This is a genomic window from Micromonospora sp. NPDC007230, assembly GCF_042869115.1.
Lineage (GTDB): Bacteria > Actinomycetota > Actinomycetes > Mycobacteriales > Micromonosporaceae > Micromonospora.
In genome coordinates, this window is record NZ_JBIAFE010000001.1 from 312,549 (window position 1) to 327,843 (window position 15,295).

Below are 15,295 nucleotides of genomic sequence, written 5' to 3' on the forward strand. Positions count from 1 at the left end.
GTTGCGCTGTGTCGCGGACGACGCGGCGATTTCCCCACCCGGGGTAGGGAGAACCTCACCCCGGAGAGGCCGGTGCACAGGATGGGTGCTGCGGGCGCCGGCCCATAGCCTCGATGCATGACCGCCGTACCGCTGGCCACCGCACCCACTCCCACCACACCCGCCCCCGGCCTCGGCCGGCGGCTCCTGCGCGACTCCGGCTATGTGCTGGCCGGCCTGCCGCTGGCGCTGGTCGGCTTCGTCCTGGCCGTGGTGGGAATCTCCCTCACCGCCGGGTTGCTGGTGACCACCCTCGGCCTGCCCGTGCTCGCCGGCACCCTGTACGCGGCCCGCGCGCTGGCCGACCTCGAGCGGCTCCGGCTGCCCGCCGTGCTCCGCCAACCCCGGGTCCGCCCCGTCTACCTGACTCCCGCGCCCGGGGCGGGCTACTGGCGGCGGCTCCTGGTGCCGATGCGCGACGCCCAGTCCTGGCTCGACCTGCTGCACGCCTTCGTCAAGCTGCTGGTGACGCTGCCCACCTTCGTGATCGTGCTGGTCTGGTGGGCGGTGGCCGTCGGCGGCACGCTCTACTTCACGTACGACTGGGCGATCCCGCACGGCCCCGGCCAGCAGGACCTCAGCGAACTGCTCGGAATGGGCGTCGGGCCCGTCCCGCGGATCGCGTTGAACACCTCGTTCGGGCTGTTCTGCCTGCTCACCCTGCCGCTGGTGGCCCGGGGCTGCGCCCGGCTCCAGGCCGGCCTGGCCCGCTCCCTGCTCACCGGGGTGGCCGAGATGCGACACCGGATCACCACGCTGGAGGAGCAGAAGCGGGCCGCCGCCTCCGCCGAGGCGTCCGCGCTGCGCCGGCTGGAACGGGACATCCACGACGGCCCGCAGCAGCGGCTGGTCCGCCTCGCCATGGACCTCAGCCGGGCCCGCCAGCAGCTCGCCGTCGACCCGGAGGCGGCCGGCCGGACCCTGGACGAGGCGGTCACCCAGACCCGGGAGACCCTCGACGAGCTGCGCGCCCTCTCCCGGGGGATCGCCCCGCCGATCCTGGTCGACCGGGGCCTGCCGAGCGCCCTGGCCGCCCTCGCCGCCCGCGCCCTGGTCCCCACCGAGCTGCTGGTCGACGACGACCTGGGTAAGCCCGGCGGCCGGCTCGACCCGGCGGTGGAGAGCACCGCGTACTTCGTGGTGGCCGAGGCGCTGACCAACGTCGCCAAGCACAGCCGGGCCACGGCCTGCCGGGTGGAGGTGGCCAGCCGGGTCGGCCGGCTGGAGATCGGCGTGGCGGACGACGGGGTGGGCGGCGCCCACCTGGCCAAGGGGCACGGCCTGAGCGGCATCGCCGACCGGGTACGGGCGGCCGGCGGCGTGCTCGACGTGTCCAGCCCGGCCGGCGGTCCCACCCTCGTCCATGCCGAACTGCCCCGCTGACGGGGACCCGGAGGGCGGACCGGTGACCGAGGACGTGATAGACAGCGGACCCATGCGGGTGGTGATCGCGGACGACGCCGTACTGCTCCGGGAGGGGCTGGTCCGGCTGCTGACCGAGTCGGGACACGAGGTGGTGGCGGCTGTCGGCGACGGCGACGCCCTGGTCGAGGCGGTGGTGACGCACCAACCGGACATCTCGGTGGTGGACGTGCGGATGCCGCCCTCGCACACGGACGAGGGGCTCCGGGCGGCCGTGGAGGCGCGCCGCCGGGTGCCCCGTACGCCGGTCCTGGTGCTCTCCCAGTACGTCGAGGTGTCGTACGCCGACGACCTGCTCGCCACGACCGGCGGCGCCGGTGGTGGCGGGATCGGCTACCTGCTCAAGGACCGGGTGGCCGCGATCGACGAGTTCCTGGAGGCGCTGGGCCGGGTGGCCGCCGGCGGCACGGTGCTCGACCCCGAGGTGATCAGCCAACTGCTGGTCCGGCGGCGGCGCGACGACCCGCTGGCCGCGCTGACGCCGCGCGAGCGCGAGGTGCTCGCCCTGATGGCCGAGGGCCGCTCCAACACCGCGATCGCCCGAACGCTGGTGGTGAGCGACGGCGCGGTGGAGAAGCACGTCCGCAACATCTTCACCAAACTCGACCTCCCCCAGGACGCCACGAACCACCACCGCCGCGTCCTAGCCGTCCTAACCCACCTCCGCGCCTAACCCCCTGCCCCCGCCCTCCCCCTGCCCCCCGGACCCCCGCCCGATGCGTTGATCATGAGGTTAGCGGCGGCCACACCGCGGTGTCGCGCCGCTAACCTCATGATCAACGGGGTCGGCCGTCCGGGAGGTGGGCGGGGAGAGTGGGGGTTAGGGGAGGGTGCGGGCGAGGGTTACGGCCTGGGTGAGGGTGTCGGCCACGGGGTGGCCGGAGGCGCGGAGGCGGGCGGGATCGGAGAGGCCGCCGGTGTAGAGGACGCAGCGGGCGCCGACCGAGAGCGCCGCGTCGGCGTCGTCCAGCGAGTCGCCGATCAGCACCACCTCGCGGCCGGCGAGCCCGAGCTCGGCCAGGTGCTTCTCCAGCCACTCGGCCTTGCGGCCCCCGCCCACCGCGGACCGCAGCCCGTCCACCCGGGTGAAGTGCGGGGTCAGCCCGTAGGTGTGCACCGTCGGGACCAGCTCGTCGTGGAACCACATGGACAGCAGGGACTGGCTGCCCGGCCAGGCGGCGATCGCGGTGGTGGCGTCGGCGGCCAGCGCGCAGCTGGTCAGCCCGGCCCGGTACGCGTCGTGGAAGATCCGGTCGAGCCGGCCGAACGCGTCGTCGTCGATCGCCTGCCCCAGCATCTCGGCGTAGTAGTCGGCGATCGGCCGGCGGAACCGCACCCGGTGCTCGTCGGCGGTGACCGCCGGACCGCCGGCGCTGGCGAAGGCGATGTTGGTGGCCTGGACCACCAGGTCGAGGTCGTCGAGGAGGGTGCCGTTCCAGTCCCACACCAGGTGGCCGCGTGTCGAGGTCATCGCTGCACGATAAGCGGCCGGTCAGAGCTGCGGGGTGGTCAGGTCCCGCAGCAGGCGATCCTCCTCGACCCGCCAGTAGCCGTGCTCCCTGCCGTCGAGCAGCACCACCGGCAGCCTGTCGCCGTACTCGCGTTCCAGCTCGATCTCGTCGGTGACGTCCCGCTCGATCCAGCGGTCGCCGGTGACGGCCACCACCCGGTCGAGCGCCGCCTTCGCGTCCTCGCAGAGGTGGCAGCCGGGCCGGGTGATCAGGGTGAGCCGGGCGTCACGGCTGGACATCGGGTACCTCCGTGCGGATCTCGGTCGGCGGGGCCGGTGACGGCACCGGGGGCGCCGCCGGGCGGAGCTCGGTCTTGCGTACCTTGCCGATCGCCGAGTAAGGCAGGCTGTCGGCGAACTCGACGGCGGTCGGGCACTTGAACCGGGCCAGGTTACGCGCGCAGTGGCCGAGCAACTCCTCCGCCGTCGCCGTCGAGCCGGCCGCCCGCACCACGTACGCCTGGACAGTCTCGCCGGTCCGCGGGTGCGGCACCCCGAGGACGGCCGACTCGGCCACCCCGGGATGCGCCTGGAGCACCGACTCCACCTCGTGCGGGTAGACGTTGAAGCCGTTGACCAGGATCAACTCGCCGAGCCGGTCGACCAGGAACAGGTCCCCGTCGGCGTCGGCGTACGCCACGTCGCCGGTGGCCCACCAGCCGTCCGCGTCCGGCCCGCCCCGCCCGTCCGGCCAGTAGCCGGCGAACAGGTTGTCGCCCCGGACCACGATCTGCCCCGGGTCGGTGCCCTCCGCGTCGTCGGCGAGGTCCAGCTCGTCGGCGTCCTCCTCGACGGCGGGCACGCCGTCCCGCCACAGGTCCACGCCGTCCGGCCCGACCAGGCGCAGCCCCACGCCGGGCAGCGGGCGGCCGATGGACCCGGCCTTGGGCTGGCCGCCGACCAGCGTGGAGGTGAGCACCGGGGCGGTCTCGGTGAGGCCGTACCCGACGTGCACCCGGTGCCCGGTGGTCTCGGTGAAGCGCGCCGCGACCGCCGGCGGCAGCGGGGCCGCCCCGCACACCGCCACCCGCACCGAGGCCAGCGCCGCCGCCCCCGCCGCGCCCGCCTCGGCCCAGGTCAGGAACATCGACGGTACGCCGACCAGCACGCTGACCCGGTGCCGGGCGAGGTCGGCGAGCGCCCCGTCCGGGCCCAGCTCGTCGACCAGCACCCCGGTCGCCCCGTGGTGCAGCACGGCCCCGAGCCCGGAGTTCAGGCCGTACGCGTGGAACAGCGGCAGGGCGAGCAGCACGGTGTCGTCGGGGCCGACCACCGGCGGGTCGATCCGGCCGACCTGCCCGTGGTTGGCGGCCAGGGCGCGGTGCGACAGCATGGCGCCCTTGGGCCGGCCCTCGGTGCCGGAGGTGTAGAGCAGGACGGCGAGGTCGTCCCCGCCCCGGGTGGGGAGGTCGACCGGGCCGTCACCGCCGGTGACCGGCGGGGCGGTGTACACGGCGGCCAGCGCGGGCAGGTCGGCCCGGTTCACCCGGTCGCGGACCTCGGCCGCGCAGACCAGCACGGCGGCCCCGGAGTCGGCGAGCACGTGCCGCAGTTCCCGGGCGGTGAAGCCCGGGTTGACCGGCACCGCCACCAGGCCGGCCCGGAGCGCGGCGAGGTAGGCGACCACGAAGTCCGGGGTGTTGCCGAAGGCGATCGCGACCCGGGGCGGGTGCTCGTCGCCGACCGCCGGCCGCGCCGCTCCGGCCAGTGCCCGGGCGGTGGCGGTGACCGCCGCGTCCAGTTGAGACCAGGTCAGGGTCCGGTCGCGCCAGTGCAACGCGGGGCGGTCACCGTGAGCGACGGCCGCCCGGCTGAGCCGGTCGGCGAGGTTCGGCGCGGAACTGTCGACTGCGTCCTGCACGGTGGCTGAGTCTGGCACAGCCACGTCCACCCGGCCACGCCCCGAACGCCGGCCGCGCCGGCCCGCCCACCCCGGTCCTGCGGACGGGACCGCGCGGTGGCCCGTCCGGCCCGCTGTCCGGGCACGCGGGGCCGTCCCCTCCGGACAGCCGCCGCGACACGCCGAGGGCGATACGAAAACCGCTCCGACCAGGACTTTCCACCCAGAACCAGGTTCCGATGCGAAAGTCAACCGCACACGACGGACAACGGGTCCGCCATCGGTGCGACACGAGCGGAAATACTTCCGCCCTGTGTAACGGACTTGCCACGTGCGGGTGACGTTGGCCCTATCATCACTCGGGTCGGCTCACCCGATTTGCCGTGAGTCGACACCCCTCAGCCCGAGGAGGCCCCCGTGCCTGTGAGCGCATTGGACCAGCACCTCAAGGGGATCTGCCGCCCGTCGGCACGTCCCGGGACGACCCTGCCCGGCCGGGGCGTACCCGGTCCCGCCGCGACGCCGCGGCGGCCGGTGCGGCCGTGCCCCGTCTGGATCGGGGAGGCGCGGTGACCACCTTCGGCTACGCGGAACGGCCGACCGGGGTGACCGGCCCGACCCAGCGGATCCCCGTCAACGAGCGGCTGGAGCCCGACGGCGCCCGGTCGCCGCGCGGCGCGCGGCGCGCCGATCTGGAGTTGTCGCAGGCCCCGCGCACCGCCTCCGACGGATGGGGCCTCGCGGTGCGGGGCGAGGGGGCCCGGCGGGTCCGCAACCGCTCCCACCACAACGAGGCGCCGCCGCGCCCGGCGGTGCCCGGCGGCAACGCGAAGCCGGCCGCCGGCCGGCTCGGCGCCCCGTCGCGGCCGACCATGCCGGCGCAGGGCCGGCGCCCGGGCGACGGCCCGACCACCGCCGACCCGTCGGCCGGGGAGACCGCCATCCTGCCGGCGGTGCCGGCCGCCGACACCGCGGTGCTGCCCGCGGTGCCCGCCACCGCGGCCCCGGCCACCGGCTACCCGAGCCGCCCCGACCCGTCCGACCCGGCCACCGAGGTCTGGGCCCTGGTCGAGCGGGCGCAGGCCGGCGAGACCGAGGCGTTCGGCCTGATCTACGACCGGTACGTCGACACGGTCTTCCGCTTCGTCTACTTCCGCGTCGGCAACCGCCAGCTCGCCGAGGACCTCACCTCGGACACGTTCCTCCGCGCGCTCAAGCGGATCGGCAGCTTCACCTGGCAGGGGCGTGACCTCGGCGCCTGGCTGGTCACCATCGCCCGCAACCTGGTCGCCGACCACTTCAAGTCCGGCCGCTACCGGCTGGAGGTCACCACCGGGGACGTGCTCGACGCCGACCGGGAGGACCGGGGGCCGGAGGGCAGCCCGGAGGCCGCGGTCGTCGAGCACATCACCAACGTCGCGCTGCTCACCGCGGTGAAGCAGCTCAACCCGGAGCAGCAGGAGTGCATCGTGCTCCGCTTCCTCCAGGGCTTCTCGGTGGCCGAGACCGCCCGTGCCATGGGCAAGAACGAGGGCGCCATCAAGGCGTTGCAGTACCGGGCGGTGCGGGCCCTGGCCCGGCTGCTGCCCGACGGCTTCCAGCCCTGATCCACACTGCTCCCCGGACATCGCGCTGCGGGCTCCGCTGCCCGTGACGACGATCACGCTTTGTGATTTCGCCACCGGCCGCCCCGTAACCGCCGACCGGCGCGGTCCGTTTCTCCGGGTGCGACCAGTGGTTGTCCGGCGTCCCCGGGCCACCCGGTCCGGTGCGCACGGTCGGCCGTCTGGGGCCAGCCGTCGGCGTTCGCTGCCACCGGTCGCTGGTGACGACGACGGCCGTCCGGCCGTGACCAGTGAGAGGGGGTGCCTGCGGTGGACAGCAACCTCTTCTCCCGTCGGCGGGCCGAGCGTTTCGCGCAACTCCTCGACGAGGCCAACGGCGGCCGGCGGCACCACGTCCGTTCCCGGGCCGACGACGAACTCGCCCCGCTCGTAGCGGTGGGCCAGCGGCTCGCCACCGACCGGCCGGCCCTTGAGGTCGACCCGGACTTCCGCGCCGGGCTGCGCGCGATGCTGGTCGCCACCGCCGAGCGGGAGGGCGTGGGCACCCCGGCGCAGGCCGGGACCGCCCCGGCGAGCACCGGGGCCCGCGGCTCCCTGCTGCCGGCGGCGACCGGCCGGCGGGTCCGCGCCCGCGGGGCCATCCTGGTCGGCGTGGCCGCCGGGGCGGTCGCCCTCTCCGGCATCTCCTTCGCTAGCGAGAACGCGCTGCCCGGCGACGCCCTCTACGGCATGAAGCGCTCGACCGAGCGCGCTCAGCTCGCCCTGACCAGCTCGGACATCAGCCGGGGACAGCTCTTCCTCGACTTCGCCCGGACCCGGCTCGACGAGGCGGCCAACGTCCACGGTGACCGGTTCGGCTTCAGCACTGTCCTGGACGACATGGACGCGGACACCCGGCAGGGCATCCGCCTGCTGACCACGGTGGCCGCGCAACGCTCCGACCCGGCCCCGCTGGACGCGATCGACGCGTTCCTCACCGGCCAGCGGCACGCGGTCAGTGGTCTGCTCGACCGGGTGGATCACACCTACGAGGACCGCACCCGCCGGTCGCTCGCCCTGCTCGACGTGGTGGGCCGGCGCGCTGACGGGCTCCGCGCGGCGATCGCCTGCGGTCTACCGGCACCGGCCGCCAGCGACGCGCTGGGCCCCGCCCCGGTCAGCTGCCCCGGCGACCGCTGACCGCCGGTCCAGCGCGGCGGCAACCGTGCGCCACCGCACGGAGCCGTTCGCTCCTCCGCGGCGCCGTCTCGCGCCACCGCGCCGAGCCGTCTCGCGCCTACCGCACCGAGCCGGCCGCGCCACCGCGCTGAGCCGTAAGCGCACACGCCTGGTGGCCGGAGCCGCTCGCGCCACACTTCGCCAAGCGGACACCCGGCCGTCACAGCGCGCCGGATAGGCTCGTCGGGGAACACGTTCGCGGTCGCCGACGGGAGGGAGGTCGCCATGGCCCGGGCCCGGAAGGTGACGATCAGCACCGACGTCCACGGCCACACCGCCGGCTGGTCGGAGACCCTGGGGGCGCCCCCGGCCACCCCGACGCCCGACCCCACCGCCGCCGCCTTCTTCGACGTGGACAACACGATGATGCAGGGCGCGTCGATCTACTGGTTCGCCCGGGGGCTGGCCGCCCGGAAGTACTTCACCACCGGTGACCTGGCCCGGTTCGCCTGGCAGCAGGCGAAGTTCCGGCTGCTCGCCACCGAGCACGCCGGGGACATGTCCCAGGCGAAGGAGGCGGCGCTCGCCTTCGTCCAGGGCTGGCGGGTCGACGACGTGGAACGGCTCGCCGAGGAGATCTTCGACGAGCTGATGGCCCCGCGGATCTGGGCCGGCACCCGCCGGCTGGCCCAGCGGCACCTCGACGCCGGTGAGCGGGTGTGGCTGGTCAGTGCCGCCCCGGTGGAGATCGGCCGGGTGATCGCGGCCCGGCTCGGGCTGACCGGGGCGATCGGCACGGTCGCCGAGGTGGTCGACGGGGCGTACACGGGCCGCCTGGCCGGCGACCTCATGCACGGTCCGGCCAAGGCCGAGGCGATCACGCAGCTCGCCGGGGTCGAGGGGCTGGACCTGGGCCGCTGCACCGCCTACAGCGACTCCGCCAACGACCTGCCGATGCTGTCCATCGTGGGGCACCCGGTGGCGGTCAACCCGGATCCGGCGCTGCTGCGGCAGGCCCGCCAGCATGGTTGGGCCGTCCGCGACTTCCGCACCGGGCGCCGGGCAGTCAAGATCGCCGTACCGTCGACGGCCGCCGCCGGGCTGGTCGCCGGCGCGGTCACCGCCGGCCTGGCGCTGCACCGCCGGCGCCACCGCGCCGGCTGAACCCGCCGGGTCAGGGGCCGAACGGATCGGGGCGGCGTTCGAGCAGCTTGTGCAGGGTCTGCTGGATGGTCTCCCGCACCTGGTCGGCGAGGTTGAACACGACCAGCGGGTCGTCGGCCGACTCGCGCAGGTGCGCGGTGGGGATGGGCGGGCAGAACTCGATCAGCCACTTGCTCGGCAGCGGCACCATGCCCAGCGGACCCAGCCAGGGGAAGGTCGGGGTCACCGGGAAGTACGGCAGCTTGAGCAGCCGGGCGAGCGGCTTGATGTCGGCGAGCATCGGGTAGATCTCCTCGCCGCCGACGATCGCCACCGGCACGATCGGCGTGCCGGTACGCAGCGCCGCCGAGACGAAGCCGCCCCGGCCGAACCGCTGCAGCTTGTAGCGGTCGGCGTAGAGCTTGCCGACACCCTTGAAGCCCTCCGGAAAGACGCCGACCAGTTCGCCATTGCCGAGCAGCCGTTCGGCGTCCGGGTTGCACGCCACCGTGCCGCCGGTCTTGCGGGCGATCTCGGAAACCAGCGGCATCCGGAAGACCAGGTCGGCCCCGAGCAGCCGCAGGTAGCGGTGCGCCGGGTGCCGGTCGTGCAGCGCGGCGGACAGCACCAGCGCGTCCAGTGCCACCGTGCCGGAGTGGTTGCCGACCACCAGGCCGGCGCCGGCTTCCGGCACGTGCTCGACGCCGCTGACCTCGGTGCGGAACCAGTCCCGGTAGAGCACCCGCAGCAGCGGGTGGAAGACCGCGTCGGTCAGGTGCGGGTCGAAGCCGAACTCGTCCACCTCGTAGTCGCCGGAGAGCCGCCGCCGCAGGAAGGCGAGCCCCTTGGCGACCTTCCCGTCCCAGTGGTCCCCGGGCCGATCCGCCACGGCCGGCCCCGGCCTCGCGACCGCCCCGGCCCCCTCGCCCGGCGCGGCGGCGGCCGGCTCGTCGGCGGAGGTGTCCGGCTCGTCCAGCGACGCCGGGTCGGTGGCGGCCGCCGTCGAGCGCCGGTGCCCGTTGCGCCGCGCGGGCTCCCCGTCCGGCCTCGGCACGGTCAGCGGTACGTCGTAGCGGGACTCGCCCCGCTCCTCGGCGCCGCTCACGCCGCCGCCTCGCTCTGCTCCACGGCGGCGCGAGGCGCCGCGCTACTGAGCCTGATGGCTCGCTCGCTCCGCTCGCTCACGGCCGCTCCCGGACGGCGGACCGGACCTGCCGGATGCTCTCCAGCACCAACTCCTCGGCTGCGGCGAGCTGGTCCCGGGTCACCACGACGCCGCCGTGGTGCGCGCGGATGAAGTCGTCGAAGGCGGCGGCGGTCGAGCGGGGCGTGAAGCCGTACTCGCGCTCCAGTCGGCTGGTGTCCACCACCCGACCGTGCACGAAGAGGTCGACCTGGTCCAACCCGTACCGGCCGAAGCCCAGGCTGCGGGCGATCGCGGCAGCCCCGGAGAGGCCCGGCTCCAGCACCGGTACGGCCACCCGGCCGGCCCGCCGGATGGCCTGGGTGAGGGAGAGTACCCCCGGCCCGGCGACGTTGTAGGTCCCCGGGTGCTCCTCGGCGACCGACCGGTGCAGCACCTCCAGCGCGTCGTCGATGTGGACGAACTGGAGCCGGGGGTCCCGGCCGAAGACCGTGGGCACGACCGGCTGCGCGAAGTAACGGGTGAGGGTGGTGTCCGCGGTGGAGCCGATGAACGGCGCGAACCGCAGCACGGTCGCGGTGACGTCGGGCCGGCGGCGGCGGAACCCGCGGACGTACCCCTCGATGTCGAGGATGTCGCGGCCGAACCCGCCGCGCGGCACCTCACGCGGCTCGGTCTCCTCGGTGAAGACCGCCGGGTCGCGGAACGACGCGCCGTACGCGGCGGTCGACGACCGGACCACCAGCTTGCGCAGCCGGGGCGCCCGCTGGCAGGCGGCGAGCAGCTGCATGGTGCCGATGACGTTCTGTTCCTTCATCGCCGCCCGGCCGCCGTGCTGCGGGTCGGGGGCGGTGACCAGCGCCAGGTGCACGACCGCGTCCACGTCGAGGTCGGCGAGGAGACCGCCGAGGGAGTCGAGGTCGAGACGGATCCGTTCGACGCCGTCGAGCAGGTCGGCGAACTCGGGGTTGGGGGTTGGGTCGACCCCGATGACGCGGTCGATGCGGGGGTCGGCGGCGAGGCGGGCGGCCACGTGCGCGCCGAGGTAGCGGCCGACCCCGGTCACGACGACGACCCCCGGAGCACCCGAGGTGCCACCGGGGGTCATGTCGTGCGCCTTGCGCGGCAGGCGGGATCGAGCCGGGACATCCACGGCCTGATCACCTGAGCCTCCGAGGGTCGACAGTTGGCAAGTGCCGAGCGCCGGGCCGGGGCCCGGCCCCGGTCACTTGCCGAGACGGCGACGCTGGACGCGGGTCTTGCGCAGCAGCTTGCGGTGCTTCTTCTTAGCCATGCGCTTGCGGCGCTTCTTGACCACCGAGCCCATACGACAGCCTTTCGATGCAACGTGCGGGGCGGACCGGATGACACCACCGCGGGTGGCGTCGGTGACCGCTTGCGGACAATGGACCGGACCAGCGTGGTGGGCAGGGCACACCAGGGTGCGGTCACGGTCGGGGTCCAGGGTAGCCGGAGTGCGTCAGCAGGACCAACGCGCCCCCGTCGATGCCCGTTACGTCGCACTCGGCGGCGCGGCCGGCGCCGCGGTCAGGCGCTCTCCTGGAACGCGCCGCGGAGGTACTCGTGCACCGCGTGCTCAGGCACCCGGAACGAGCGGCCGACCCGGACCGCGGTCAGCTCACCGCTGTGCACGAGGCGATAGACCGTCATCTTGGACACCCGCATCACCGTCGCCACCTCGGCGACGGTCAGGAACCTGACATCCGACAGCCGACCGTCGGACTGCGACCCGGCCATGGCTCACCGACCAATCCCATGCCCGGCGCGTGCCGCCGGGCCGGTTGATCCGGCCGGGCGAGCGACGCGCGTGTTACCAGTACGGTAGCGGGACGGCTGTGACCGGCGCGATCCCTTCCTCCGTTTGATCATGGGCCGCTCGCCGTTTTACCGCCGTTGACCTGCCGTTTTCCGCCCGTACGGGTGCCACGTCCGGTTCCTGGCAGCCAGCCCGCGGCCGGGACGCCGCACGCGTCACTCGGCTCGCAGCGCCACCACCGGATCGAGCCGGCCGGCCCGCTGGGCCGGGACCACGCCGAAGACGATGCCGACCGACGCCGAGACCCCGAAGGCGAGCGCCAGCGACCACCAGGTGATCGCGGCCGGGATCGGCGAGACGGCGTCGACCAGGAGCGCGGTGCCGACGCCGAGCGCCATCCCGGTCAACCCACCGATCGAGGTGAGCAGCACCGCCTCCAGCAGGAACTGCACCCCGATGTCCCGGGGCCGGGCGCCGACCGCCTTGCGCAGGCCGATCTCGCGGGTCCGCTCGCGTACCGAGACGAGCATGATGTTGGAGACCCCGACGCCGCCGACGAGCAGCGAGATGCCGGCGATGGCGGCCAGTACGCCGGTCAGCACACCGAGGATGTCGCCGAGCACGCCGAGGATCTGCTGCTGGGTCACGGCGCTGAACTCGGTGTCCGGGTGCCGGCGGGACAGCTCGGCGACGATCCGGTCGCCGAGTTGGTCGATCCGCTCCCGGTCGGGGGCCTTGACCGCGATGCCGTCGACCCGCTGCGTGCCCCAGAGCCGCTGCGCGGCGGTCACCGGGATGTGCACCTCGCCGTCCCGGTCCACCCCGAGGCTCTGGCCGAGCGGGGTGAAGACGCCGATCACCCGGAACCGGACCCCGGCCAGGGCGATCTGCTGGCCGAGCGGGTCCCGGTCGGGGAAGAGCGCGCGGGCCACCGACGCCCCGAGCACCGCGACCCGGCGGCTGGTGTCCACGTCGGCGCCGGTGAGGTAGCGGCCCCGGGCCAGCGAGCGGGTGAAGACGGTCGGGGTGGTCTCCAGCACGCCCTGCACGGTGGTGAAGTCGGAGCGGGCGCCGGCTCGGGCGGTCGCGCCGGAGGCGATGGTGACGGCCACCCGTCCGGGGTCGCCCACCACCCGGGAGACCGCGTCCACGTCCTTGAGGGTCAGCGGCGAGACCACCGGGGCGGTGCCGACGTCGAGCTTGCCGGGGACCACCAGGAGCAGGTTCGAGCCGAGCCCCTCCACCTGCTGTTCGACCTTCTGCTTGGTGCCGGTGCCGATGGCCACGAGCAGCACCACCGACGCGACGCCGATGATCACCCCGAGCATGGTCAGCGCGCTGCGCATCCGGTTGGCCCGCAGCGCGTCCAGCGCCACCCGCCACGCCTCGGCGAGCCTCACGATCCGCCCCCAGCCTGGGGTTCGTCGCCGCCGGCGCCCTCGGCGAGCCGGCCCGAGGACGGGCGGGAAAGGCGTCCGGTGGCTCCGGCGGCGCCGCCGGAGCCACCGGACGGGTGCCCCGGGCCGCTTCCGGACACGGACCGGGGCTCCGCGCTGGGAGCGCCGTCCAGTGTCGCAGGTCGACCGACGGCACCGGACAGCGGTCGATCATGAACGACGTCCGACCGCACCCGGCCGTCGCGCACGGCGATCTGCCGGCGGGCCCGGGCGGCCACCTCCTGGTCGTGGGTCACCATCACCAGGGCCACCCCGGACTCGGCGTTCAACCGTTCGAGCAGCTCCAGCACCGCCTCCCCGGTGGCGCTGTCCAGGTTGCCGGTGGGCTCGTCGGCGAGCAGCACCGCCGGGTCGGTGACCAGGGCGCGGGCGATCGCCACCCGCTGCTGCTCACCGCCGGAGAGCTGGTTGGGCCGGTGGTGCAGCCGGTGCCCGAGCCCGACCCGGCCGAGCGTCGCCGCCGCGCGGTCGCGCCGTTGCCGCGCCCCGATCCCCCGGTAGACCAGGGGCAGCGCCACGTTGTCCACCGCGGACGTCCGGGGCAGCAGGTGGAACGCCTGGAAGACGAAGCCGATGGTCTCGTTGCGCAGCGTGGCCAGCTCGGGCGCGGAGAGCGTGGCGACGTCCCGGCCGCCGATCACCAGCCGGCCGTCGGTGGGCCGGTCCAGCCCGCCGAGCAGGTGCATCAGCGTCGACTTGCCCGAGCCGGACGGCCCGACCACCGCCACGTACTCGCCGGGGTCGATGGTGAGCGACACGCCGCGCAGCGCGGGCACGGACACCCCGTCGAGCTGGTACGTCCGGGACACGTCGACCGCCTCGATGGCCGGCACCCCGACGGGCAGGGTCATTTCAGTTCCTGGCCGTCGCGGACCTGGTCGGTCCCGCGGACCACGATCCGGTCGCCGGCCTGCACTCCGCTGACGATCTGCACCAGATCCGGCCCCTGCACGCCGACGGTCACCGGCACCCGGTCGGCCCGGCCGTCCCGCAGCACCCAGACCGCGTCCCGGCCGTCGGCGGAGAAGATCGCCGAGGCGGGTACGGCCACCGCGTCGGCGGCCTCGCGGACCCGGAGATGCACCACGGCGTTCATGCCGGGGCGGGGCGTGGGCGCCGACTCGCCCTCGCCGAGCCGCCCGGCGCCGAGGCCGAGCCGGACCCGATAGGTGACGCCGCCGCGGGCCGAGCTGGTGGGGAGCACGTCGACCGAGCGGACGGTGGCGTCGTACGTCGCCCCGGTGACCGCGTCCAGCTCCACGGCGGCGGTGAGACCAGCCCGGACCAGCAGCACGTCGGTCTCGTCGACCTCGGCGAGCAGGCCGAGCTGCCCGGTGTCCACGATGGTGAGGACGGGCGTGCCGGCGGTGACCCGGCCGCCCGCCGGCACCGCGTCGTCCACGCCCGCCGGCGGGCCGCCCTGCCCGGTGGACCCGAACGCCGACGGGTCGATCCCCGCCGCGCCGCCACCGGCCGACCCGAGCAGGCCGGTGAGGTCGGTTGGCGCCGCGGCCCGGGTGCCGCCCGGCTGCACCACGCCGGCGATCGGGGCCCGCAGCGTCAACGCGTCGACGGTCGCCTTCGCCAGGTCGTACGCCTGCTGGGCCTGGAGGCGCTGCGCGGTCGACAGGGCGCCGACGGCGCTGTTCAGCCCGGCCATCCCGCGCTGCACAGCGGCGACCGCCCGGTCGGCGGCGCGGGCGGCCGACTCGTACTGCCGCTGGGCGGACTCGACCTGGAGCAGCAGCGCGGACCGCAGCTGCGGATCGCCGATCTTCCCGGCCGCCCGGCGCGCGGCGTCGAACGCCTCGGCGGCGGCGCGGTCGGTGCCGCGCCGGCTGCCGCCCAGGTCGCCGACGCCGACGCCCCGGCCGGCCTGCTTCGCCGCGCGCAGCGCCGCGCGGGCCTGCCGGAGCCGGTCCTGCGCGGACGGCGAGTCGATCACGGCGAGCACCTGGCCGCGGCTGACCCGCTGCCCGGGTTGGACGCGCAGGCTGGCCAGGGTGCCGTCGGCGGGCGCGGTGAGCGTGGCGGCGGCCCGGGCGGTCACGGTGGCCGGCGCGTCGATCACCTCGGCGACCGGGGACCGACCCACCTGGGCCACCGCGATCGGGGAGTTGTCGTCGCCGCACGAGGCGGCGGTGGTGCCGGTCAGGACGACGACGGCGAGCAGGGCGGTGACGAGGCGGGGGCGGGTGGCCGCGGGCAGCCGCGGCGGGTCGGGGCGGGCCACCGGCCCA

General features: G+C 75.0%; 15 protein-coding genes. 5 read left to right on the forward strand and 10 right to left on the reverse strand.

Annotated features, from left to right (window positions below; translation table 11 throughout):
• The first annotated feature begins 117 nt into the window (after positions 1 to 117).
• Complete coding sequence (locus ACFYML_RS01535) at positions 118 to 1,422, forward strand: sensor histidine kinase (RefSeq protein ID WP_387418742.1); 1,305 nt, start codon at positions 118 to 120, stop codon at positions 1,420 to 1,422.
• A gap of 52 nt (positions 1,423 to 1,474) precedes the next feature.
• Positions 1,475 to 2,134 carry a response regulator transcription factor gene (locus ACFYML_RS01540; protein ID WP_357438536.1) on the forward strand — a complete coding sequence of 220 codons (660 nt, stop codon included), beginning with the start codon at positions 1,475 to 1,477 and terminating at the stop codon, positions 2,132 to 2,134.
• Between the two features lie 147 nt (positions 2,135 to 2,281).
• On the opposite strand, the gene ACFYML_RS01545 is transcribed toward ACFYML_RS01540, so the two are convergent.
• From ACFYML_RS01545 to ACFYML_RS01555, 3 genes are read right to left on the reverse strand one after another with little or no spacing between them, the layout of a single operon-like run.
• On the reverse strand, positions 2,282 to 2,932 hold the full coding sequence (locus tag ACFYML_RS01545; RefSeq protein ID WP_387275030.1) for an HAD family hydrolase: 651 nt from the start codon (positions 2,930 to 2,932) through the stop codon (positions 2,282 to 2,284).
• Between the two features lie 21 nt (positions 2,933 to 2,953).
• Positions 2,954 to 3,211 (reverse strand): glutaredoxin family protein, encoded by a 258-nt coding sequence (locus tag ACFYML_RS01550; protein ID WP_357438445.1) that lies wholly within the window; start codon positions 3,209 to 3,211, stop codon positions 2,954 to 2,956.
• Complete coding sequence (locus ACFYML_RS01555) at positions 3,198 to 4,832, reverse strand: AMP-binding protein (RefSeq protein ID WP_387418743.1); 1,635 nt, start codon at positions 4,830 to 4,832, stop codon at positions 3,198 to 3,200. Before ACFYML_RS01555 ends, ACFYML_RS01550 begins: the two co-directional genes overlap by 14 nt.
• A 548-nt stretch (positions 4,833 to 5,380) precedes the next feature.
• On the opposite strand from ACFYML_RS01555, the gene ACFYML_RS01560 reads away from it, so the two are divergent.
• The 3 genes from ACFYML_RS01560 (at position 5,381) to ACFYML_RS01570 (ending at position 8,698) form a co-directional block, all read left to right on the forward strand.
• Positions 5,381 to 6,418: an ECF subfamily RNA polymerase sigma factor, BldN family gene (locus ACFYML_RS01560; protein WP_387418744.1), complete on the forward strand. Its 1,038-nt coding sequence runs from the start codon at positions 5,381 to 5,383 to the stop codon at positions 6,416 to 6,418.
• Positions 6,419 to 6,685: 267 nt separating this feature from the next.
• A complete protein-coding gene (locus tag ACFYML_RS01565; protein ID WP_387418745.1) occupies positions 6,686 to 7,555 on the forward strand; it encodes a DUF5667 domain-containing protein in 870 nt (289 codons plus the stop codon).
• Positions 7,556 to 7,819: 264 nt separating this feature from the next.
• The gene (locus tag ACFYML_RS01570; protein ID WP_387418746.1) at positions 7,820 to 8,698 is read left to right on the forward strand and encodes an HAD family hydrolase; all 879 of its coding nucleotides are present in this window, start codon (positions 7,820 to 7,822) and stop codon (positions 8,696 to 8,698) included.
• A gap of 10 nt (positions 8,699 to 8,708) precedes the next feature.
• Here ACFYML_RS01570 and ACFYML_RS01575 read toward each other — a convergent pair whose 3' ends face one another.
• The 7 genes from ACFYML_RS01575 to ACFYML_RS01605 all read right to left on the reverse strand — a co-directional run bounded on the left by ACFYML_RS01575 (position 8,709) and on the right by ACFYML_RS01605 (position 15,288).
• Positions 8,709 to 9,566, reverse strand: coding sequence for a lysophospholipid acyltransferase family protein (locus ACFYML_RS01575; RefSeq protein WP_387419010.1), 858 nt, complete (start codon positions 9,564 to 9,566; stop codon positions 8,709 to 8,711).
• A gap of 292 nt (positions 9,567 to 9,858) precedes the next feature.
• A complete protein-coding gene (locus ACFYML_RS01580) occupies positions 9,859 to 10,929 on the reverse strand; it encodes an NAD-dependent epimerase/dehydratase family protein (RefSeq protein ID WP_387418747.1) in 1,071 nt (356 codons plus the stop codon).
• Between the two features lie 117 nt (positions 10,930 to 11,046).
• On the reverse strand, positions 11,047 to 11,148 hold the full coding sequence (locus ACFYML_RS01585; RefSeq protein ID WP_007465623.1) for a 30S ribosomal protein bS22: 102 nt from the start codon (positions 11,146 to 11,148) through the stop codon (positions 11,047 to 11,049).
• Positions 11,149 to 11,369: 221 nt separating this feature from the next.
• Positions 11,370 to 11,579 (reverse strand): helix-turn-helix domain-containing protein, encoded by a 210-nt coding sequence (locus ACFYML_RS01590; protein ID WP_073834429.1) that lies wholly within the window; start codon positions 11,577 to 11,579, stop codon positions 11,370 to 11,372.
• 234 nt (positions 11,580 to 11,813) lie between these two features.
• Positions 11,814 to 12,998, reverse strand: a complete 1,185-nt coding sequence (locus ACFYML_RS01595) for an ABC transporter permease (RefSeq protein WP_387418748.1) — start codon at positions 12,996 to 12,998, stop codon at positions 11,814 to 11,816.
• Entirely contained in the window at positions 12,995 to 13,906 is a 912-nt protein-coding gene (locus ACFYML_RS01600; RefSeq protein ID WP_387418749.1) for an ABC transporter ATP-binding protein, read from the reverse strand. Before ACFYML_RS01600 ends, ACFYML_RS01595 begins: the two co-directional genes overlap by 4 nt.
• Complete coding sequence (locus ACFYML_RS01605) at positions 13,903 to 15,288, reverse strand: efflux RND transporter periplasmic adaptor subunit (protein WP_387418750.1); 1,386 nt, start codon at positions 15,286 to 15,288, stop codon at positions 13,903 to 13,905. Before ACFYML_RS01605 ends, ACFYML_RS01600 begins: the two co-directional genes overlap by 4 nt.
• Positions 15,289 to 15,295: the final 7 nt, after the last annotated feature.